Here is a 20,318-nt window from a genome sequence, read left to right as displayed (position 1 = left end):
AGACCCATTTGCTTAACGAGTTAATGATGAAACAGGATTTCCAAAGCTTTCACGCCAACCTTTCCGCGCTCGATGATCAGGCGATCAACCCGAGCGCCAACGTCTCGTTGGAGCAGCTTGTCGATCGTAGCCGGCGTAACCTGCTCAAGGGCGGGATGGGCCTTGCCGCACTGGGCTTTCTTGGCGGCAGTCTGGGCGCCTGTCGTAGCGCCGTACAGTCTGAGTCGCTGATCGGCTTCAAGGGCATCCCCACGCAGCTAGACCCAGCGTTCGACAGCGTGCAGGTTGCACCGGGCTACAGCGCGCGGACGTTCTTTTCCTGGGGTGATGCCGTCATGGCGGATGCCCCCGAGTGGAATCCGGACGCCACCGATGATTGGCAGGCCCAGCTCAAGCAGGCCGGCGACAATCACGATGGCATGCACTTCTTCCCGTTCCCGGAGAACCCCGACAGCCACGGCCTATTGGTGATGAACCACGAATACGTCAACCCGCCGCTGCATCCTAACGGCATGACGTTTACCGACGGCAAGCGCCCGCTGGATGAGGTGCGCAAAGAGCAGGCAGCTCATGGCGTCAGCGTCATCGAAGTGAAAAAGGATGCACAGGGCCAATGGCAACGGGTCATGCCGTCGCGCTACAACCGGCGCATATCGGGCATGACCCCGATGGCGGTGAGCGGCCCGCTGGCCGGCAACGACGCGCTGAAGACCGCTTCCGACCCCAGCGGCCGCGAAATCATCGGCACGCTGAACAACTGCTCCAGCGGCGTCACGCCCTGGGGCACTTACCTGGTGTGCGAGGAGAACTGGCACAACTACTTCGTCAACCATGACGCCGAGGACATGGCCGGCCGTGTGTCGCACAAGCGCTATGGCATCGAGGGCAAGAGCCTGAGCAAGCTCTACGGCTGGGAAACCGCCGACCTGCGCTTCAATGCCACGCCCGATCCGACGCAGCCCCACGGCGGCCATGTACACGAGCCGAACCGTTTCGGCTGGGTGGTCGAGGTCGATCCCTTCGATCCGCAGAGCAAGCCGGTCAAGCGCACCGCCTTCGGCCGTTATTGCCGCGAGTGCTCGGTGCTTTCGCTGGGCGAAGACGGGCGCATGGCCTTCTATTCAGGCGACGACACAAAAGGCGAGTACGTTTACAAGTTCGTCCCCAGCGGCCGCTATGTGGCGGGAAATGATCAGGCCAATCGCCAGTTACTGGATGACGGCACCCTCTACGTGGCGCGTTTCAACGCCGATGGCAGCGGCGAGTGGCTGGCGCTGGTGCACGGACAGAACGGGCTCACGGTAGGGAACGGTTTCGCCGACCAGGCTGAAGTGTTGCTCAACGCCCGCGCCGCTGGCGACCATGTGGGCGCGACGCCCATGGACCGGCCGGAGTGGGTGGCCGTGCACCCGCGCAGCCGCGAGGTCTATGTGACCCTGACCAACAACGACAACCGCGGCGTGAAATGGCTCACCGACAAGGCCAACCCGCGTCCCGTGAACCTGCACGGCCAAATTCTGCGCTGGAACGAGAAGGGCGCCGACCCCACCGCGACCGCCTTCACCTGGGAAGTCTTCCTGCTGGCCGGCGAGCAGCCCGGCGCCAAGGATGCAGAGGGTGAGCCAGTACCGGCCAACCTCACCGGCACCATCAACGGGGATATCTTTTCCTCGCCCGATGGGCTGGCCTTCGATAACGCTGGCCGGTTGTGGATTGAGACCGACTACGGCGACGACGAGCCCGCGATGCAGGCCATGGGCACCAATCAGCTGCTCTGTGCTGACCCGCGCACCCGCGAGGTGCGGCGCTTTCTGGTCGGCCCTCGCGGCTGCGAAATCACGGGTATCACCTGGAGCCCGGACTACCGCGCCATGTGGATCAACGTCCAGCATCCCGAACTGAGCTTTCCCGCCAGCGACGGCAAGACCCGAGCACGCGCCTCGACGGTGCTTATCACCAAGGACGACGGTGGCGTTATCGGAACCTGACCGCCGATGTCGGTAGCTCTTGTTGAGCTGAACGTTTGGTCTAGGGTCTGGCTCTAACATGCTGATACATACTCCTCTGCATGTAATCAAGGAGCTGGGCCATGGCCATCTCACCGCTGCAAGCACGACTGGCTCTTACTGTCGTTGTGTCCTGTATTCCGCTTGCGAGCCAGGCGGATCTCTACTCGCTGAAGGTTGAAAACGACATCATCGCCACCGGCAGTGATGGTCATTACACCAACGGTTTCGAGCTGATGCGCTCGTTCAAGCCTGACGCAGATCACTGGTCGCGACGGTTTGCCAATGCCATGCCGGGGTGGGACGCCGATCAGGTAGACAACGTCGCCTATCGGCTGGGCCACCAGCTCTACACGCCGAACGATATCGAGCGCACCGAACTGATCGAGGACGATCGGCCTTACGCCGCGCTGCTATTCGCCGGCATATCGATCTTCTCCGATGACCAGCACGAAGGGTGGCGCGACACCAACGGGCTGCACCTGGATGTTGGTATCGTCGGACCGGCGGCCGGCGGTGAAAAGATCCAGCGGCGGGTTCACGACGTGACCGACAGCGATGAGCCGCGTGGCTGGGGCAATCAACTGCGCAATGAACCCTTCGTCAATCTCGCCTATCAACATCGCTGGTGGCTACAGCACCGCCTGGCTGGGCTGGATGTTGAATACGGCCCGAGTGCCGGCTTTGCGCTTGGCAATCTCTATACGTACGGCTCTGCCGGGTTTGGGCTGCGCATCGGTCAAGGGCTGGGCCGCAGCTTCAGTATTCCCGCAGTGGCACCGGCGCAGAGCGGAAGCATGTTTTTCGATCAAGGCGGTGGATTCGCCTGGAGCCTGTTTGCCAACGTGGAAGGGCGCTATATGGCGCAGAACATGTTGTTGGAGGGCAACACGTTCAAGAGCAGCCACTCGGTGGATCCGAATGAATGGGTCGGCGACGCCAAGGCCGGCGTGGCGCTAACCTGGAACAGCTGGCAACTGGCGTTTGCCAGCGTCTGGCGTACTCGAGAATTCAAAGGTCAAGACGAGCATGATCAGTTCGGTTCGCTGACGGTCTCGACCTGGTTCTAGGATGAAGCGGGGAGCGAGCGCTCCCCGCTGATGCCTCGTTTACTTCTTCACCCAGCTGCCATTGAGCTGGATGATCTGCCCGAGCGGGGTTTTCTCGATCGCCTTTTTGCCGGCAATCGCCTCGACGTCGCTCACGTTGATGCCATTCTTCTGAGCCAGACGATGGTACTCAGCACGTCGGGCCTGGTTGATCTGGCTGGCGATTTCTTCGGCTTGGCCGCCGCTCTGCACGACGCCGAGATAGCCGTCTGGCCGCTCACCGAGCTGGCCGCTGGCCTTGGCCTGGCCCAGCGCGGACATGGCCTCGTTGAGCGACATGGCGGCGGCGGGTAGCGCCAGGCACAGCGCCAGGAGCAGGGTTCCGAGTTTCAGATAGGTTTTCATAAGGCTCCTCAGAACAGACCGCTGTCTTCGTTGATGATCGAGTCGAGCTGCTTGTCGACTTTGATGTAAATCTCGTGCTCGATTTTCACGTTGAGGTTGATGTTGATCGGCTCATTGGGCACGGCCAGTTCGACGCGTGGTGTACAGGCACTGGCGAGCAGGGCAAGCAGTAAAATGCTGATCGGGTGGGGCAACCGCATGACGGCATCTCCAGGTCGAGGACGGCGTTACAGTGCCTTATCTGAGGCGTTCCTGCACGCGCCGTTGAATGGTTTCGCTGACCCGGTCGGATAACTGAAGGCTGGTCAGCAGCGCTGGAATATCTTCCTCCAGATTGATCGAGAAGTTGATCGGGCGGCCGCCTTCCAGCGCTGGGTTTCGCCCATGCAGTTTCAGTCCCAGATCCAGCTTTCCGTCAGTGGCGTAATGTACGTCGCTGGCCAGAAGGTCGTAGTGGAAGTCATCTAGTGCCTCGGTCACCAGGCGCATTGCCGGGTTGGCCTGCCCCAGAGCCTGGATCTTCGGCGAGCGAAATTGCAACGCGCCGCCGGGTTCGCGCGCCTGCAGCGAGCCTTGCTCGATACTGATACCGGCTTCGCTGCGCTGCAGCTGCAATTCGCCATCGATCACGCCTGTGCCGGAGAGTCCTTCGGCCGGGTAGGCTTCGAGCAACAAAGGCAATTGCAGCCCGCGCAGATGGGCATGCAGTTGTTGAGCGCCTGACGCGAGGTCGGCCACGCCCGGTTCCAGCCATAAGCGACCACCCAGCAGCCGCACCTCGGCGATACTCCAGGCCAGGCGCCCCTGGGCGAGCGTGTCGAGCGGGGCCGCATATTCGCCGGCAAAGCGCAGGGGGCCAAAAGTAAAGCCGGGATTGGCTTCGCGCAGCGTCAGTTCAGTCAGGTCCAGCCGCAGTTGATTGCGCCGCAGGACGGCTGACAGCTCAGCATCGAGTCCACTCAGCTCGGTGCGGTCGTAAATACCGCCGAGCCCCTTGGCGCTGAGCTTGGCCGACGCTGCGACTGCGCCGCTGCCGGGCACGTCGAGTTGTGCTTGCCCTTGCACGCGGCCGTTGTTGAGTTCCAGCAGTGGTGGCCAGTCGGCAAGGGTCTCGTCCAGTGGGTTGCCAGCACGCAGGAATAGCTCTGGCAGGGTGATAATGAGGCGAGTCGCGCTGTCGACCCGGTTGTGGGTCAGCTGCAACGCCAGGCTGAGTCCGGCATCGTTGCCCAGCGGGCCGTCGAGCGAAATTTGGGACTGGTCCGCATTGAGCGTGCCGCTCCAGCGCCAGCCCTGAGGACGCAAGGCGGGCTGCTTCACTTCACCAACGGCGATGGCGGTCTTGCCGGTGACCGCCAAACTGTGAATCTGCCCATCGCTGAAGCCTGCTTCGGCGCCGAGCCCTGCCAGCTCCATCAACAGCGTGCTGGCTGTAAGGCCTGAGGCGACTGTCAGGCTGTTCAATTTCAACCTCGAGCCCTTCCTGAGGCGAATGCTGGCGTCCTGCTGCGAAAGCTCTCCGTTCAATCTCAGATCCGTTTCGAGCTCTTTCAAGCTGAAGTCCGCGCCTTTGATCGCCGCGCTGCGCAGCTTGAGCTGGGTGTGGTCAAAAGCCGCTTTATAGGGCGCAGCGGTTTGCAGTACCAGGCGTGTATCGAGCGTCATAGGAGAGGGGCCGCTGGCGGCCAGCTGCACATTCACGGCCAGTCCCTGAGCCGCTTCGTCAGTCTGTGTCGGAATGATCTTGAGGCTGACAGCACGTGGGCGCAGCGGCGCCGGCAATGCTGCGAACAGCTCGGTGACCGGCAGTAGGGAGAGATCGCCGGCCAGTTCGGTCGGTATCCAGAGGCCGTCATCGGCACGAGCGCTGAGGTCCAAGTGACCCTGTACCTGACCCAACCCGACCACGGGCCATGGTGCTGGCAGATTTGCCGACAATCGCAGTTCGCCGTTCAGTGCCTTCCAATCCTGCGGCAAGGCCTGCGTGTCGATCTGCAATGCCCAGCCCGCGCCGATCCGCATCTGCTCGGGCATTGCCGGTAACGCTGGCGGCGAATAAGCCAGCCATTCACTCAGCCAGCCCAGCAGCCAGGGCGCTTCCGGCAATTCGTTCATGGCCAACGTGCCGCGCCAGAGCGTCGAGTCGCTGCTATCCGTCAGCTGGTTTTGCATGCTCAGGCGCTGCTGGCCGTCCAGCTGCAGAGCGAGATCCAGATGGGTATCGCTGCCTTGTTCATAGGCTTGCAGCGCCAACGCCAGGCGATGCGTCTGATGGTTCAGTTGCAGGTCGAGCGTGGCGGGAAGGGGAGCCTGCTCGCCAAGCTGCCAGCCCAGTTGCCCCTGGGCCTGGCAGGTTCCGCTTGCGCAGGGTGAGGTCAGCTCCAGCGAAGTGATCTGCCCTTGTCTGGGTAGCCACGCCGACCAATCTTTCAGCTGCTGAGGGTTGGGCAAGGTTAGTGGCTGGTCATCGTCTTTGCTGGGGGCCGACTGCCAATGGACATCGAGGCGCTCGATGTTCAGCGACTGGAGCGGCAGCAGGCGCCAACCATCAGCAAACTCGAGACGCAGGCTGTCGAGAGTCACTGCGAGCCGTTCGTCGGCTGATGGCTGTCGAATGATGACGATCTGCTGCACGGCGAGATGGTTGAACGTCAGGCGCACTCCGCTCAGATCGAGCGTGACGATCCCCAGGTCGCGTTTGAATTGCTGCCAGCGGACCCCACCGTAAAACCCTAACCCAACAACGAGCAGAACCAGGCTGACAACTGCCCAGACGAGAATTCTCCGCCGCTTCGTCATGACCCGTTCCGCTGAAATCGATTCGCTAGCATAGGCCGCCATGTCGCGCTTGCGACAGGCTATGACAGGAATAGTGGCGTGACTGATACTCGCGGAAAAAGTTCCGCTTCAGGCCGCTAAAAGCCCCTAAGACGCGTCCAGACGGGCGTTTCGAGACGGTTGCGGCAAACTTGTGCACATTCGCTGTCGGGCCTTGTCAAGCGCTTATGACAATCTGTCGCAAATCAAGCGGAAGCTTATATCGACAATAACCTACTGAAAAATAAAGGTTTTTTACATTGGCGAAAAAACCGCCAGTTTAACTGCAGCCCGCTAACCATAGGCACTAGAGGAATTTGTAACCTGTTTGCCCACAGACTTATCCACAGCTTCTGTGGATTAAAAAATAGTGTGATCCAGATCGTGTATTTCCGATTTTTGCAAGACTTTAACTCTGTGAAAAAAGGAGTAGAGTGCGCGCCCTTGTCCCCCCGAACCATTCGGTGACCATGAGAACGCGTCCACTCGCCTCGAGCTCGCTCGAGAGCACTTCATCTTCTCCACGCCTGCCGATGCGCATGGCGTTGTGGCTGCTGGACAGCCAGCGTCTAGGACAGACCAAGAGTGTCAAACGTATCGCGGGTCGGATGCTTAAGCAGCCGGCACTCGAAGGTGTGGTCGAAGCACAGAGTCGCCTGGGACGGTTGCTCTGCCATGACTGCGACAGCCAGCGTGATCGCCGCATCGGTTTCGAGCTGCTGCGCCAGGCAGCAAGAGCTGGCGACCGCCAGGCCCAGCTCGAGCTTGGGCAACTGTACTGTCAGGGGCAGCACCGCGAGCTGTCCAAAGCGCGGCACTGGCTGGAACAGGCTGCGGCACAGGGCTCGACTGAAGCCTCGCGCATCCTCTTGCTGCTTCCGGCCAAGCGCTAGATTCGGCGTCGCAGACGGGCCGGCCTGACCTGTACGGGCTGGCTGGCTATACTGCCGGGCAGTTCAGCCGGAGCCGTTCATGCCTCTCGATCCTCTCTATCTAGCAGCCGGTCTCGGTGCCCTCTGTTTATTACTTGGCCTTGTCACCGTGTCGCTGCAACGGCGCTTGTCCCTGCAGCAGGCGGAGCTGTCATTACTTGATGAGCGGTTGAGCCAGGCGGTGATGGCGCAGGAAGGCCTCCGCGCGCAGTTGGAAACCAGCCGTCAGGAGCAGGCCGATCTGCATGAAGCCCGTTCGGCGCTGCAGGCTGAAGCCGCCGTGTTGCGGCGGGAAACCGAATGGCTGCAAGCCCAGCGGCTGGAAACCCGAGAGACGCTCGATGACCTGCAGGCCGAGCGCGATGCGCAGCAGGCCGAGCTGCGCGCACTGAGTGCCGCTCACGCTGCGGTCACAGCCGAGCTGAACGAACAACAGAAAACCCATGAGCAGCGCCTTGAAGATCTCCAGGGCGCGCGCGATGAATTGCGTGCGCAGTTTGCCGAGTTGGCTGGCAAGATATTCGAGGAGCGCGAGCAGCGTTTTGCCGAGACCAGCCATGAGCGACTGGGGCAGCTACTCGATCCGCTCAAGGAACGCATTCAGTCATTCGAGAAACGCGTCGAGGAAAGCTACCAGCACGAGGCGCGTGAGCGCTTTTCCCTGGCCAAGGAGCTCGAACGACTGCAGCAGCTCAATCAGCGCCTCGGCGACGAAGCGACCAACCTGACCCGCGCCCTGCAAGGCCAGAAGACCCAAGGTAACTGGGGTGAACTGATCCTCGAGCGGGTGCTCGAGCATGCCGGTCTCGAAAAGGGCCGCGAATACCATACCCAGGTCAGCCTCAAAAGCGCCGATGGCGAGCGCTTCCAGCCTGACGTCCTGATTCAGCTGCCCGGCGACAAGCAGGTGGTGGTGGACGCGAAAGTCAGTCTCACCGCCTACCAGGCACTGATCTGCGCCGAAGACGATTGCAGTCGCGCGCTTGCACTCAAGCAGCACGTGCTGTCGTTGCGCAATCATCTGAAAGGCTTGTCTCTCAAGGACTATCAGCGCCTTGAAGGGCTTCAGAGCCTGGATTTCGTGCTCTTGTTCGTGCCGATCGAGGCGGCCTTCGCGGCAGCCTTGCAAGGCGACCCGGAGTTGTTTCAGGAGGCGTACAGCAAGCACATCGTGATCGTCAGCCCGACGACATTGTTGGCGACCCTACGGGTGATCGACAGCCTCTGGCGGCAGGAGCGGCAGAGCCAGAACGCCCGCGAAATCGCCGAGCGTGCCGGGGCGCTGTACGACAAGTTCGCCGCGTTCATTCAGGATCTGGACGAAATCGGCAGCCGTCTACAGCAATTGGACAAGGCTTACCTCGGTGCGCGCAACAAACTCACCGATGGGCGCGGCAATCTGGTAAGCCGCGCCGAACAGCTCAAACTGCTGGGTGCGCGGGCAAGCAAACGATTGCCGGCCGACTGGCTCGAGCGTGCCGGCGCTGAGGTGCCGCTGGAAGCTGAGGAATAGCGCGCGTTTGGCGTCACAGCAGCCACAACACCGCCAGCCCGGCCAGCAAGCCGCTGAGCATGAACGGAAGGGTCAGTATCGCCAGGGCACGCCCACCGATAAAGATGATCAGGCCGCCCTTGATCAGGCTGTTGCTCAGGGCTGCTAGAAAAATCCCGCGCACCGCGACCTGTTCGGCCAGATCGGTCCGGGCGCTGTTGGCCAGCGACAGGGTGATTGCATCCACATCGGTCAGCCCGGAGAGCAGCGAGACCAGATAGACCCCCGCATCGCCCAGCCCTCTCTGCGCGCCTTCGACGAGGAACAGAATGATCACCAAAAGGCCGGCAAAGCGTAGTGCCGGGCCCAGTTCGAACGGGTTCTTCAAGGGTGGCTCGGCAGTGTTGTCGGGCTGCTGGCCTGCGCGCAGGTAGTAGAACAACGCACCGGCGGTATAGATCAGACCGGCCGCCAGCATCGGCGCGAGCAAGGCTGGCAATAGCGCCCGATTGATCACCCCGACTTCCAATAGCACCCGCGGGAACATCAGCGCCGAGGTTGCCAGAAGACCGGCGGCCAGCGCGTGGCGCATCTTGTCCGAGTCCAGTCGGGCGAGGGTGATCGTCATCGCTGTGGACGAAACGATGCCGCCCAGCAGCGCGGTGATCATCAATCCGTGTCGGGTACCCAGCAGACGGATGGCGACATAGGCGGCAAAGCCAATTCCAGCAATCAGCACCACCATCCACCAAGTGGTGTAGGGGTTGAATGCCTGCCAAGGCCCATAACCCTGGTTCGGCAGCGCCGGCAGCAGCACCACGGAAATGAACAGCAGCTTCAGCACGCCGCTCAGTTCCGCTTCGTTGAGATTGTGCAATGCGCCGTGCAGCCGGGATTTCAGACTCAACAGCAAGGCCACCACGACCGCCACGGCTGCGGCCAGCAAGCGACTTTCGGCGACAGCCAGGCTGCCCAGCAGGAAGGTCAGCAGCAACGCCATTTCGGTGGTCATGCCACGGTCGCTATTGGTGGTGCGGGACTCGATCACGTAGCCAGCAATCGTCATCAGGGCCAGCACGACGAACATCGCGATCCAGGCGTGCGTGCCGAAATGGCTGGCGCTCAGCGCAGCCAGGCCGCCGAACAACCCGGCGAGGCCGAAGGTGCGAATGCCTGCCATTTCCTGACCGTCCCTGTCACCGCTGCTCCAGCTGCGTTCCGTGCCGATCAGCAAGCCCACACCGAGGGCGGTTGCCAGGTTCAACAGTAATTCGAGAGTCATGGGCAAAGGCCGTCGGCAACATCTAATGAAGCCAGTCTAGCCGTCTCGCTGTGTTCGCGGCTTGCGCTGGCGCAACGCGACCTCAATGCAGCGGAACGTGGCGGCTCATCAGCGCGCGCAGTGCTGCCGGTTTGACCGGTTTGGTGAGAAAGTCCAGCCCCGCCGCATGGACCGCCGCGATCAACTCCGGACGCCCGTCGGCACTGATCACCACCCCAGGGACCGGTTCGCCGAGGCGGGTGCGCAGCCAGGCCATCAGCTCCGAGCCCGTCTCGCCGTGGTCCAGGTGGTAGTCGACCAGTACCAGTTGCGGGTGTACATCCTCGCGCAGCAGTACCTCACACTCGGCCCGGTTACTGGCCGTCCAGACCTGGCAACCCCAGCGTGACAACAGGCTGTTCATCCCCACCAGGATGCTGTCTTCATTGTCGATACACAGCACCTGAATGCCGGTCAGAGCGGTTTGCTGGGCTTCGCCGTTGGCCTTGACCTGCTTAGTCAGGTTGCTGGCGATCGGCACCGTCACGCTGAAAACGCTGCCTTTGCCGGGCCAGGAGCGCACCGCCAGCGGATGGTTGAGTACCTGGCAGAAGCCATCCGCAATAGCCAGCCCCAGCCCCAGCCCTTTCTCGGCGCGTGTCTGATGGCTGTCCAGCCGTTTGAATTCCTCGAAGATCACCCGCAGTTTGTCCTCGGCGATGCCCGGGCCGTGGTCCCACACCTCGAGACGCAACGAGGAGCCTTGGCGACGTACGCCCAGCACTACGCGACCCTTGGCGTAACGGAAGGCGTTGGTGAGGAAGTTCTGCAGCACCCGGCGCAACAGGCGGATGTCGCTGTCGACCCGCAATCGACTGCCGTGTACCCGGAAGTCGACGCCCTGTTCGGCGGCGAGCATGCTGAACTCGGTGGTCAGGGTGTCGAACAGGGTCGCCAGCGGGAAGGGGTTGCGGTCAGGAGTAATGCGGCCATTTTCCAGGCGCGAGATGTCGAGCAGATCGGAGATCAGGTCCTCGGCGGAGCGCAGCGAGCTGTCCAGATGGCGCACCAGATCGCGCGCTTCTACCGGCAACGCATCGTGCTGGTGCGAGAGCGCGGCGGAAAACAGCCGTGCCGCGTTCAGGGGTTGCATCAGGTCGTGGCTTACCGCAGCAAGGAAACGTGTCTTGGACTGGTTGGCCGCTTCAGCGGTGCTCTTGGCCGCGGTCAGGGCCTTGTTCAGCTCCGACAGCTCCTGGGTGCGCTCGCTGACCCGCTGCTCGAGCCCTTCGTTGGCGTCCTTCAGGGCACGTTCGGCCTCGCGGTAGGCGGTGATGTCGCTGAAGCTCATGACGAAGCCGCCGCCGGGCATGGGGTTGCCGATCAGTTCGACCACCCGGCCGTTGGGAAAGGTGCGCTCGGAGGTATGCGCGCGGCCCTGGCGCATCCAGTACAGCCGCTTGGCTACGTGAGTATCGGCGTCGCCGGGGCCGCAGAGTCCACGTTCGGCGTTGTAGCGGATGATGTCGGCGATCGGCCGGCCGATGTAGACCAGTCCGTCCGGGTACTCGAACATTTCCAGATAGCGGTGATTCCACGCCACCAGCCGCAGCGACTGGTCGATCACGCTGATGCCTTGAGTGATGTTCTCGATCGCGCCCTGCAGCAATGCACGGTTGAACTGCAGCACTTCGGACGCTTCGCCGACGATGCGCACTACGTCGTCGACCTGCATGTCGCGACCTTCCAGGGCGGCCTTGACCACCGCACGGGTCGAGGAGGCACCCAGGACGCCAGCGAGCAGGCGCTCGGTGTGGGCGATCCACTGGCCGTCGGCCTGCTGCTTGGGCGAATAGTCGTGACCGTGGCGCCGGGCGAAGCGCTGGAAGCTGAGTTCAGCGCGCTCGGCACCAACGAAACGTGAGGCCAGCAGGAGCAGATCCTCGACCTGCACGGCCAGCAGCCGGCGGGCGTTGGGCGTGGCGTGTATCTCCTGGCCGATGAACCGGCTGGCCTGCCAATGCTCGGCGACGCGGGTCTGTGACAGGATCGAGACCCAGAAAAACAGCGTCGCATTGCCAACCAGCGACAGCGTTACGCCGAGCGTCAGCGCACTGGTGTTGAACGGCAACTGCGTTGTGTACATCCACTGCAGGCCGGGGAACATCTCCAACGGCCAGCCGAGCAGCGGCAGAATCAGCGTATAGCCCCAAATCAGCGCGCCGGCGGCGAGACCGGCAAACACGCCGCGCCGGTTGGCCTGCTTCCAGTACAACGCGCCGACCATTGCGGGCGCCAACTGGGTCAGGGCGGCGAAGGCGATCTGGCCGATGGTCGCCAGGCTGGCACTGGTACCGAGCAGGCGGTAGCTGACATAGGCCAGCAGCAGGATGGCGACGATACTGATGCGGCGCACTGAGAGCATCCAGTGGCGGAACACCTCGAAGGGTTGTTCGGCCTCCTTGCGGCGCAGCAGCCAGGGCAACAGCATGTCGTTGGAAACCATGGTCGACAGCGCCACGCTGGCGACGATGACCATGCCCGTCGCCGCCGAGGCGCCGCCGATGAAGGCCAGCATCGCCAGCGCCGGGTGGGCTTCGGCCAAGGGCAGGCTGATCACGAAGGAGTCGGGTGTGACACCGCTCGGCAGTAGCATCTGCCCGGCCAGCGCGATCGGGATGACAAACACCGCAGCCAGCACCAGATACAACGGGAACACCCAGCGTGCGAGGCGGAAATCGCGTGGCTCGATATTTTCCACGACGGTCACGTGGAACTGCCGCGGCAGGCAGACGATGGCCATCAGCGCTACGGTGGTCTGTACGAGCATTGCCGGCCAGTTCACCGTTTCTTCCCAGTAGCCCGTCAGCTTCGAGGAATCGTAGGCCTGGTTGAAGAGGTCGCCGAAGCCGTTATACAGGCCGAACGTGACGAACACCCCGACCGCGATGAAAGCGAACAGCTTGACCAGCGACTCGAAGGCGATCGCCAGTACCATGCCGCGGTGATGCTCGGTGACATCCAGGTTGCGCGTGCCGAACAGCACGGCGAACAGCGCCAGTACCACCGACACGATCAGCGCTGTGTCCTGCGCGCCGGAACCGGCGGCCGCCTCGCTGTGATTGCCGATCAGCAGGTTCACGCCGAGCACGATGCCCTTGAGCTGCAGCGCGATATAGGGCAGTACGCCGACCAGGCAAATCAGCGTGATCACCACCGCCAGTAACTGCGACTTGCCATAGCGGGCGGCGATAAAGTCAGCGATGGAGGTAATGTTCTCCTGCTTGCTGATCATGATCATCTTCTGGATCACATGGGGCGCCAGCAACATCAGCAGTATCGGCCCGAGGTAGATCGGCAGGAACGACCAGAGCTGCTCGGCGGCCTGGCCAACCGCGCCGAAGAAGGTCCAGCTGGTGCAGTAGACCGCCAGCGACAAGCTGTAGACCCAGGCGCGCATACGTGGCGACATCGGCGTGTTGTTGCGATCACCATAGAAGGCGATGGCAAACAGTACGGTCATATAAGCAAAGGCGACCAGCGCGATCAGCCCACCGGACAACGACATGCGAACTCCAGAAACACATAAGTAAAGCGGGCTCCAGCCTGGCCATTTCCACAGAGTGGCCGAGTCATGCAGGCCGGCAGCGGTCACGTTCGCCGGTAGGTGGCCTGATTATGGTGGATGCGCGTCAGGCGCAGCCGATAAGAGGGGCGTACCGGGAGAGTGCTTGGGCTGCTCAAACTCAGCAGGTTTCGGATGGCTGGAAGCTGTCGCTCATTGATAGTTGATTGGGTAAAGTTTCGCAGTAAAACGGGGCGACGTGTTGCGGTTGCGACCATGGTCGCATGAGCCGCGCCGCACGACTGGATCAGGCGAAAAGCACTGCGCTAGACGATCTGCATGACGAAGCTGACGATTCGCAGGGCCGGCGCTGGATGTGTGCCGTTGATCCGATGCGAGCGGGCTCAGTCCCGTTTGGCCGCACCGCGCTGGTTGTCATGGCCGAAGGCAACTACTGTCGCCCCTGCAATCAAAACATTCCTCATTCCTTATACGCTTGGAGAAACGCCTGATGTTCATGCCGCGTCCGGTCACCCTGCAGCGCGGAGCCCTGCGCCTGGAGCCGCTTGTGGAGGCCGATATTCCTGCCCTTGTCGACCTGGCGACGCTCAACCGTGACGAATTGATCTACCTGAACGGGCCGTTGCGCCCGGATTGGTATCGACAGGCGCTTGCCGACCAGCATGACGGCCGCGCTGTAGTCTTCACCTTGCGCGTGGCTGAGCGCATCGTGGGCACGACCCGCTTCGCTGACTTCAACCCGGCGTTGCCAGCCGCCGAACTCGGCTGGACCTGGCTGGATAAAACCGAACATGGCAGCGGCCTCAACGCCTCGATCAAATACCTGCTGCTCAGGTATGCATTCGAGGACTGGCAGCTTGTGCGCCTGCAATTGAAAACTGCCGCAAGCAACCTGCGCTCGCAGCGTGCCATCGAAAAGCTCGGTGCACAGCGCGAAGGGCGCTTGCGTAACCACCGGCGACTCGCCGATGGCCGCCTGGATGACACCGTGATGTACAGCATCACCGATCGTGAATGGCCGGCCGTCAGCCGGTTGCTGGAGGCCGGCACGCGCTGAGCCGGGCCGAGGCTAATCAACCCAGGCGACTGGTCCAGCCGCTGGCCGCTGCACGCCAGATGACGTCGCCGTAGAGCCTTGACTTGAGGTAATGTTGGGCCCCTTCACGGACGCAGTGTCTGCGCTCATCAGCGTGTCTTCACTTTCCCTTACGCTCCGGCCTCGATGGCGGTGCGTAGCTCGTTTTGTTGCGGTGTACAGCTAAGGAGCCCCGATGTCCCGCTCGCAAGAGTTCTTGCACGGTTGCCGCGATATCCTGCCGCTGATCGTTGGCGCCATCCCCTTTGGCATCATTTTCGGAACGCTGGCGATAGGTGCCGGGCTGTCCGGCTGGCAGGCCATGGGTATGTCAGCGCTGGTGTTCGCCGGCTCGGCGCAATTCATCGCCATCACGCTGATTACCGGTGGCGTGGGTGCAGCGGTGGTGTTGCTCACCACCTTCGTGGTCAATCTGCGGCATGCGCTCTACAGCGCTTCGATGCAGCCGTTCGTTCGGCACCTGCCGAGCCGTTGGCGGGTGCCGCTGGCGTTCTGGCTGACCGATGAAGCCTTCGCCGTCATCCAGCACCGCTATGCCCGAGACGATGCTTCGCCGCACAAACATTGGTTCTTTCTCGGCGCTGCACTGACCATGTATCTGAGCTGGCAGTTGGCGACGCTGGCCGGCATCGCCTTTGGCCAGGCTGTGCCCAACGTTGCCAACTGGGGTCTGGACTTCGCGATGATTGCCACCTTTATCGGCATTGCCGTACCCATGATGCGCACGCGACCACAGGTGGCATCGGCGATGGTGGCAGCAGCCGTCGCGCTGATGACCTGGGAGCTGCCCTACAAGCTCGGCCTGATCGCCGCGGCGCTGGCCGGCATTATCGTTGGCGTCTGGCTCGAGCGACGGGCCGAGCGCCAGCTGCAAGGGGAGACCTGCTGATGCAGACCTGGTTGCTGATTCTCGGAATGCTGGTGATCACCTTTCTGACGCGATATAGCTTCTTCGCCTGGCCCAACCTGCGCTTTCCTCGCCTGGTGGAGCAGGGGCTGCATTACGTACCCGTCGCGGTGCTGACCGCCATCGTAGTGCCAGGGATGTTGATGCCTGCCGGCGAATGGGCGCTGGACTGGCACAACGCCTACCTGATGGCGGGTGTTCTGTCGATCCTGATTGCGGCCTTGACCCGAAACCTGCTGGCGACCATTGCGGGGGGGCTGCTGTTCTTTTTTCTGTTGCGCTGGACGTTCGGGCAGTTGCCTCTGTGACGGGCTGCCCAGTCGGCGATCCGGTCACGGCAGTGCTGTGCCTTTGCCGGACCCTAAAGGCTCAAATAGCCGACGTCTTGTCCATGGAAGCGGATCGATGACCAAGCCTCACTCGCAATTCACCCTGTTCGGCAAGCGGCGCTTCCTGCCGTTCTTTCTGACGCAACTATCGGGCGCCTTCAACGACAACCTGTTCAAGCAGGCGCTGATTCTGGCGATCCTTTACAAGATCGGCTCGAATGCCGACACCAGCTTGCTGATCAATCTGTGCGCGCTGCTGTTCATCCTGCCGTTCTTTCTGTTCTCGGCGCTGGGCGGCCAGCTGGGCGAGAAGTACGCCAAGGAGCGGCTGATCCGGGCGATCAAAGCTGGCGAGATTTTCATCATGCTCGGCGGTGCGGCCGGTTTGTTGTTGGGCAACCTGCCGTTGCTGCTGACCGTGCTGTTCTGCATGGGGACGCAGTCCGCGCTGTTCGGGCCGGTCAAATACTCGGTGCTGCCGAAGCTGCTTGAGAACCACGAACTGGTCGGCGGCAACGCGCTGGTGGAGATGGGCACCTTTTTGGGCATCCTCGCCGGCACCATCACCGCTGGCGTGATGATGGCCAGCGAAGGCTACGCTCAACTGGTCGCCGGCAGCGTGGTGCTGGTGGCGGTTGCCGGTTACCTCGCCAGTCGAGCAGTGCCTGTGACCGGTGCGTCCTTGCCGTCGCTTGAGATGGACTGGAACCTGTTTCGTCAGACCGGTGCGATCCTGCGGATGGGGCTGGGGCAGCGCCTTTCGGTGTCGCGCTCACTGATTGGCAATTCTTGGTTCTGGTTTCTTGGCGCGACCTACCTGACCCAGATCCCGGCCTATTCGAAGGATCTGCTGCATGGCGACGAAACTGTCGTCACGCTGATCCTCACGGTCTTCTCGGTCGGCATCGCTCTTGGCTCGCTGCTCTGCGAACGTCTCTCCGGCCACAAGGTGGAGATCGGGCTGGTGCCGTTCGGCTCCTTTGGTCTGACGCTGTTCGGCTTGCTGTTGTGGTGGTGGTCGGGCGGCTTTCCACAATCTGCGATGCCGTATGACTGGCTGGCGTTGCTGGGCATCGGTCAGGCCTGGTGGGTTCTTGCCTCGGTGCTTGGCATCGGTGTGTTCGGCGGCTTCTATATCGTGCCGCTGTACGCATTGATCCAGGCGCGCACGCCCGAGCATGAGCGGGCGAGGGTGGTGGCCGCAAACAACATCCTCAATGCGCTGTTGATGGTCGCATCGGCGCTGGTCGCCATCCTGCTGTTGAGCGTCGCGGAGCTGTCGATTCCGCAGCTGTTTCTCGTGGTGTCGTTGATGAACGTGGTGGTCAGCGCCTACATCTTCAGCATCGTGCCGGAGTTCAGCATGCGCTTTCTGGTGTGGCTGCTCGGCCACTCCATGTACCGGGTGCGTCATCGGGGGCTCGACGCGATCCCCGAGGAGGGTCCGGCGGTGCTGGTCTGCAATCATGTTTCCTTTGTCGATGCGCTGCTGATCGCAGGTGCCGTGCGCCGGCCCGTGCGCTTCGTCATGTACTACAAGATCTTCCGTATTCCGGTATTGAACTTCATCTTTCGCACGGCGGGCGCGGTGCCCATCGCTGCGCGTCATGAAGACGAAGCGATCTACACCAAGGCGTTCGAGCGCATCAGCCGCTATCTGAGCAATGGCGAAGTGGTGTGCATCTTTCCCGAAGGCAAACTCACCACCGATGGCGAGATCAACGAGTTCAAGGCGGGTGTCGAGCGCATCCTCGAGGCGAATCCGGTACCCGTGGTGCCGATGGCGCTGCGTGGGCTCTGGGGTAGTTTTTTCAGTCGCGATCCAGACAAGGGCTTCTTCCGACGGATCTGGTCGCAGGTGGAGTTGGTCGCCAGCGTGCCTATAGCTGCCAGCGAGGCAAACCGTCAGCAGCTTCGGGCACAGGTCAGCCTGCTTCGGGGCGAGCGGCGCTAGGCGCTGGCCGCCCCGGTTTCTATTTGATCTCGACGCGTTCCAGCAGATAGGCCTTGGCGCTGACATCGCCGACCCGCGCAGCCTCGTCGGCCAGGCGCAGCGCGCGCTCCAGATCCTTGCTCGCCAGCGCTGCGTCGATACCCTGTCGGTAGTACGCCTGGGTTTCCGGTAGAACTGCCGGTGCGGGCACTGAGGGCAAATCGTTACCCATTTCGCGGCCGATGCTATAGGAAGGCACATAAGTATTGGCCTGCTGGCCGGCGACCTTGTCCTCGATCAGCACCATCTTCACGACGCCGGTAGGTGAATGCTGCGCAACCGGGTCCGGCAGGCTCGGTGGCTCATTACCCAGCGCCCTGGCGTAGGCCTTGGCCGGGTGCTCAAGCGCCGTTTGGCCGTCTAGCTGGGCTCCGTCTGCATACAGCACCAGGTAGTACTCGTTGCCCGGGTTGTCCAGGTAGGTGCGATCAATGCGCAGCCGCGCGTCCAGGCTGTCGCCTTTAAGGCCGGAAGCGGGGGCATAGGTGAAGTCATCCGCATCCAGAATGCGGGTGGGCCGCAAGCGGCTGTCGAGCAGCATTACGCTGGGGGCCAAAACGGTCTTGCCGGCTTGGCTGTAGAGGCGGATTTCGAAGGACTTGCTGTCTTTGGGCAATGCAAAGGCGCGAAAGAAACTCTTGCCACTGTCAAAGCGATACGCCGGCGCCGAGGCGTCGAGCGTCACGTTCCCGTTGAAGCTCGTGGGAAGTGGGTGGAAGGGAAAATCAGCGATCGTGTCGCAGCAGATCGATGCATTGGCCAGTGCCTGGCGGGCAGTGCTCGCGGACTGTTCCAGCGGCGCGGGTGTATGAGTCAGCGCATCCACTCGGCGCAGGGGTTCGCTACCGCATCCGGCAGCCAGCGTAACGGCCAAGCCAAGCAGGGAAGTTTTCAGATAGCTCATAAGGGCAACTCCAGTCGCCAGTCGAAAAAAGACCCCGACCAGCCACGGTCGGGGTAAAAAACACCGCCGGAACGGTGGGAGCGGAACATGCAGTGCTGCCGATAGCAGCGGGCGATACGGAAGGAGACAACCGCTACGCCTTGCCGCACCTCAGGCGATTACCACCAGGCTTCGGCCTGCACGCCGAAGGTCAGACCATCATCTTCACCCGCGTCGATGGATTCGCTAGCGGCCTGATAGCGGCCGCCGTCCCACTGGGCGTAGGTGGCGAACACGCGAATCTGCGGACGCGCCCAGAAGCTGCGGCCAGCTGACCACTGCTGGGCGAGGGTGAGTTTCTTCAGGTCGCGGCTGCGTTCGCCATCGGCCTGTGGGTCGATTCGGTCATAGCCGAATTCCAGCGCGGTGCTCATGACGTCGGTCCACTTGTAGACGGGGCGTACACCGAAGGAGAGCCATTGCTGGCCGGACTCGTTGTCGAAGTCGCGGTCTTCATAAATCTGGACGTACATCATCTCGATGTTATCGGTAATGCCGACCACGCCCTGGTTGACCAGGCGCAGCATGTCGCCGTCGCTGTTGCCGGTGTTGTTGCGGCCGCTGGTGGCGATGATGCCGTCGGTGCCGTATTGAACGGCGAGCTTGTTATAGCCACCGAACCACCCCGCCTGGGTGTGTTCGAGCGTAACCAGGTGACCTTTCTGGTCCTGGTAGCCGTCGTCACGCTCCTGGAAATCGGTCAGGTTGGCCTTGCCGTAGTCGTAGCCAATCTCCAGCTTGCCGTTGGGGTTGAGGTCGATCTCGCCGATGCGGAAGTCCAGGGTGTCGTTAGCCAGGTTGGTGCCAGTGCCCGAGCCCTGGTAAGTCCATTCACCGTCGGTATTGCGCATCCAGGCGATGCTGGCCTTGCCGAAGCCTACGTCGATGTCCTCAATGCCCGCGCCCGGGCCGGACACGTCCCAGTAGTAATAGTCGTTGATGTGTACGTCGTGGCGCTTGTAGTAGCGCTTGCCAGCCCAGATGTCGGCCCCCGGCAGACTCTCGATGAGGTTGTGGCCTACCACGTTGAACTGGCGGATCGCGACGTCTCCGCCTTCATCGAAGGGATTGTTGGCATCGCCATTGGTGTCTGTGCGAGTCGCTTCCCAGTCGTTAGCCTGACGCGAGTTATAGGCGATCATGCTGTCGACATAAAAACTCTGTTCGCCTTCCTTCCACACTTCCTGGCCCAAGCCGATCTCGGCATAGGTTTCGCACTCATTGCCCAGGCGATACTTGGCCGGTGCGCCAGCGGCCTGGAAGCACGCCTGATCGCCACCGCCAGCGGTCGCACCGATGCCGGAGCGCATGTAGCCGTGAAAATCCACTGCATGCGAGGGCATTGCCGCCATGAGGGCGGTGCAGAGCAGGGTCGGTTGCAGAAGACGTACGGATCGTTGCGGGTTCATCGCGAAGTCCTTTGTTTTTGTTGTTGGTCTGTGCGGCCGGCGAGCTGCGGCCGGCTGGTCCACTGAAGCTGTCGGGTGCCACTTTCCAAGTTG

At 62.1% G+C, this 20,318-nt stretch carries 15 protein-coding genes; 8 read left to right on the top strand and 7 right to left on the bottom strand.

Going from position 1 to position 20,318, the window contains the following annotated elements; all coding sequences use genetic code 11:
• The first annotated feature begins 26 nt into the window (after window positions 1–26).
• Together BUE09_RS08950 and BUE09_RS08945 are read left to right on the top strand one after the other, a co-directional pair.
• Entirely contained in the window at window positions 27–1,988 is a 1,962-nt protein-coding gene (locus tag BUE09_RS08950; RefSeq protein ID WP_073300663.1) for a PhoX family protein, read from the top strand.
• A gap of 101 nt (window positions 1,989–2,089) precedes the next feature.
• On the top strand, window positions 2,090–3,076 hold the full coding sequence (locus tag BUE09_RS08945; protein WP_083380705.1) for a lipid A deacylase LpxR family protein: 987 nt from the start codon (window positions 2,090–2,092) through the stop codon (window positions 3,074–3,076).
• Window positions 3,077–3,115: 39 nt separating this feature from the next.
• On the opposite strand, the gene BUE09_RS08940 is transcribed toward BUE09_RS08945, so the two are convergent.
• From BUE09_RS08940 to BUE09_RS08930, 3 genes are read right to left on the bottom strand one after another with little or no spacing between them, the layout of a single operon-like run.
• The gene (locus tag BUE09_RS08940; protein ID WP_073300662.1) at window positions 3,116–3,460 is read right to left on the bottom strand and encodes a YdbL family probable chaperone protein; all 345 of its coding nucleotides are present in this window, start codon (window positions 3,458–3,460) and stop codon (window positions 3,116–3,118) included.
• Between the two features lie 8 nt (window positions 3,461–3,468).
• The gene (locus tag BUE09_RS08935; RefSeq protein WP_073300661.1) at window positions 3,469–3,660 is read right to left on the bottom strand and encodes a YnbE family lipoprotein; all 192 of its coding nucleotides are present in this window, start codon (window positions 3,658–3,660) and stop codon (window positions 3,469–3,471) included.
• A 37-nt stretch (window positions 3,661–3,697) separates the two neighbouring features.
• Complete coding sequence (locus tag BUE09_RS08930; protein ID WP_073300660.1) at window positions 3,698–6,259, bottom strand: intermembrane phospholipid transport YdbH family protein; 2,562 nt, start codon at window positions 6,257–6,259, stop codon at window positions 3,698–3,700.
• Window positions 6,260–6,816: 557 nt separating this feature from the next.
• Between BUE09_RS08930 and BUE09_RS08925 the strand changes: the two genes are divergently transcribed.
• Window positions 6,817–7,170, top strand: coding sequence for a tetratricopeptide repeat protein (locus BUE09_RS08925; protein WP_029404874.1), 354 nt, complete (start codon window positions 6,817–6,819; stop codon window positions 7,168–7,170).
• A gap of 79 nt (window positions 7,171–7,249) precedes the next feature.
• Entirely contained in the window at window positions 7,250–8,722 is a 1,473-nt protein-coding gene (locus tag BUE09_RS08920; RefSeq protein WP_073300659.1) for a DNA recombination protein RmuC, read from the top strand.
• 13 nt (window positions 8,723–8,735) lie between these two features.
• Here BUE09_RS08920 and BUE09_RS08915 read toward each other — a convergent pair whose 3' ends face one another.
• Entirely contained in the window at window positions 8,736–9,983 is a 1,248-nt protein-coding gene (locus tag BUE09_RS08915) for an MgtC/SapB family protein (protein ID WP_073300658.1), read from the bottom strand.
• Between the two features lie 82 nt (window positions 9,984–10,065).
• On the bottom strand, window positions 10,066–13,530 hold the full coding sequence (locus BUE09_RS08910) for a hybrid sensor histidine kinase/response regulator (RefSeq protein ID WP_073300657.1): 3,465 nt from the start codon (window positions 13,528–13,530) through the stop codon (window positions 10,066–10,068).
• A 508-nt stretch (window positions 13,531–14,038) separates the two neighbouring features.
• On the opposite strand from BUE09_RS08910, the gene BUE09_RS08900 reads away from it, so the two are divergent.
• The 4 genes from BUE09_RS08900 (at window position 14,039) to BUE09_RS08885 (ending at window position 17,834) form a co-directional block, all read left to right on the top strand.
• A complete protein-coding gene (locus BUE09_RS08900; protein ID WP_073300655.1) occupies window positions 14,039–14,605 on the top strand; it encodes a GNAT family N-acetyltransferase in 567 nt (188 codons plus the stop codon).
• A 214-nt stretch (window positions 14,606–14,819) separates the two neighbouring features.
• On the top strand, window positions 14,820–15,533 hold the full coding sequence (locus BUE09_RS08895; RefSeq protein WP_073300654.1) for an AzlC family ABC transporter permease: 714 nt from the start codon (window positions 14,820–14,822) through the stop codon (window positions 15,531–15,533).
• Complete coding sequence (locus BUE09_RS08890; RefSeq protein ID WP_073300653.1) at window positions 15,533–15,859, top strand: AzlD domain-containing protein; 327 nt, start codon at window positions 15,533–15,535, stop codon at window positions 15,857–15,859. The genes BUE09_RS08895 and BUE09_RS08890 overlap by 1 nt, the downstream gene beginning before the upstream one ends.
• A 97-nt stretch (window positions 15,860–15,956) precedes the next feature.
• Window positions 15,957–17,834: an MFS transporter gene (locus tag BUE09_RS08885; protein WP_073300652.1), complete on the top strand. Its 1,878-nt coding sequence runs from the start codon at window positions 15,957–15,959 to the stop codon at window positions 17,832–17,834.
• Between the two features lie 19 nt (window positions 17,835–17,853).
• Here BUE09_RS08885 and BUE09_RS08880 read toward each other — a convergent pair whose 3' ends face one another.
• Together BUE09_RS08880 and BUE09_RS08875 are read right to left on the bottom strand one after the other, a co-directional pair.
• Window positions 17,854–18,777, bottom strand: coding sequence for a MalM family protein (locus BUE09_RS08880; protein ID WP_073300651.1), 924 nt, complete (start codon window positions 18,775–18,777; stop codon window positions 17,854–17,856).
• 158 nt (window positions 18,778–18,935) lie between these two features.
• Complete coding sequence (locus tag BUE09_RS08875; RefSeq protein WP_073300650.1) at window positions 18,936–20,225, bottom strand: maltoporin; 1,290 nt, start codon at window positions 20,223–20,225, stop codon at window positions 18,936–18,938.
• Window positions 20,226–20,318: the final 93 nt, after the last annotated feature.

This window comes from Stutzerimonas xanthomarina DSM 18231 (genome assembly GCF_900129835.1).
GTDB classification, from domain to species: domain Bacteria; phylum Pseudomonadota; class Gammaproteobacteria; order Pseudomonadales; family Pseudomonadaceae; genus Stutzerimonas; species Stutzerimonas xanthomarina.
The sequence above is the reverse complement of the archived record's forward strand: the minus strand, read 5'-3'. Positions and strand labels throughout refer to the sequence as shown.

Bases quoted from the DNA above. Each gene is read 5' to 3' on its own strand.
- BUE09_RS08950 (WP_073300663.1), top strand. From the start codon at position 27: ATGAAACAGGATTTCCAAAGCTTTCACGCCAACCTTTCCGCGCTCGAT.
- BUE09_RS08945 (WP_083380705.1), top strand. From the start codon at position 2,090: ATGGCCATCTCACCGCTGCAAGCACGACTGGCTCTTACTGTCGTTGTG.
- BUE09_RS08940 (WP_073300662.1), bottom strand. From the start codon at position 3,460: ATGAAAACCTATCTGAAACTCGGAACCCTGCTCCTGGCGCTGTGCCTG.
- BUE09_RS08935 (WP_073300661.1), bottom strand. From the start codon at position 3,660: ATGCGGTTGCCCCACCCGATCAGCATTTTACTGCTTGCCCTGCTCGCC.
- BUE09_RS08930 (WP_073300660.1), bottom strand. From the start codon at position 6,259: ATGACGAAGCGGCGGAGAATTCTCGTCTGGGCAGTTGTCAGCCTGGTT.
- BUE09_RS08925 (WP_029404874.1), top strand. From the start codon at position 6,817: ATGGCGTTGTGGCTGCTGGACAGCCAGCGTCTAGGACAGACCAAGAGT.
- BUE09_RS08920 (WP_073300659.1), top strand. From the start codon at position 7,250: ATGCCTCTCGATCCTCTCTATCTAGCAGCCGGTCTCGGTGCCCTCTGT.
- BUE09_RS08915 (WP_073300658.1), bottom strand. From the start codon at position 9,983: ATGACTCTCGAATTACTGTTGAACCTGGCAACCGCCCTCGGTGTGGGC.
- BUE09_RS08910 (WP_073300657.1), bottom strand. From the start codon at position 13,530: ATGTCGTTGTCCGGTGGGCTGATCGCGCTGGTCGCCTTTGCTTATATG.
- BUE09_RS08900 (WP_073300655.1), top strand. From the start codon at position 14,039: ATGTTCATGCCGCGTCCGGTCACCCTGCAGCGCGGAGCCCTGCGCCTG.
- BUE09_RS08895 (WP_073300654.1), top strand. From the start codon at position 14,820: ATGTCCCGCTCGCAAGAGTTCTTGCACGGTTGCCGCGATATCCTGCCG.
- BUE09_RS08890 (WP_073300653.1), top strand. From the start codon at position 15,533: ATGCAGACCTGGTTGCTGATTCTCGGAATGCTGGTGATCACCTTTCTG.
- BUE09_RS08885 (WP_073300652.1), top strand. From the start codon at position 15,957: ATGACCAAGCCTCACTCGCAATTCACCCTGTTCGGCAAGCGGCGCTTC.
- BUE09_RS08880 (WP_073300651.1), bottom strand. From the start codon at position 18,777: ATGAGCTATCTGAAAACTTCCCTGCTTGGCTTGGCCGTTACGCTGGCT.
- BUE09_RS08875 (WP_073300650.1), bottom strand. From the start codon at position 20,225: ATGAACCCGCAACGATCCGTACGTCTTCTGCAACCGACCCTGCTCTGC.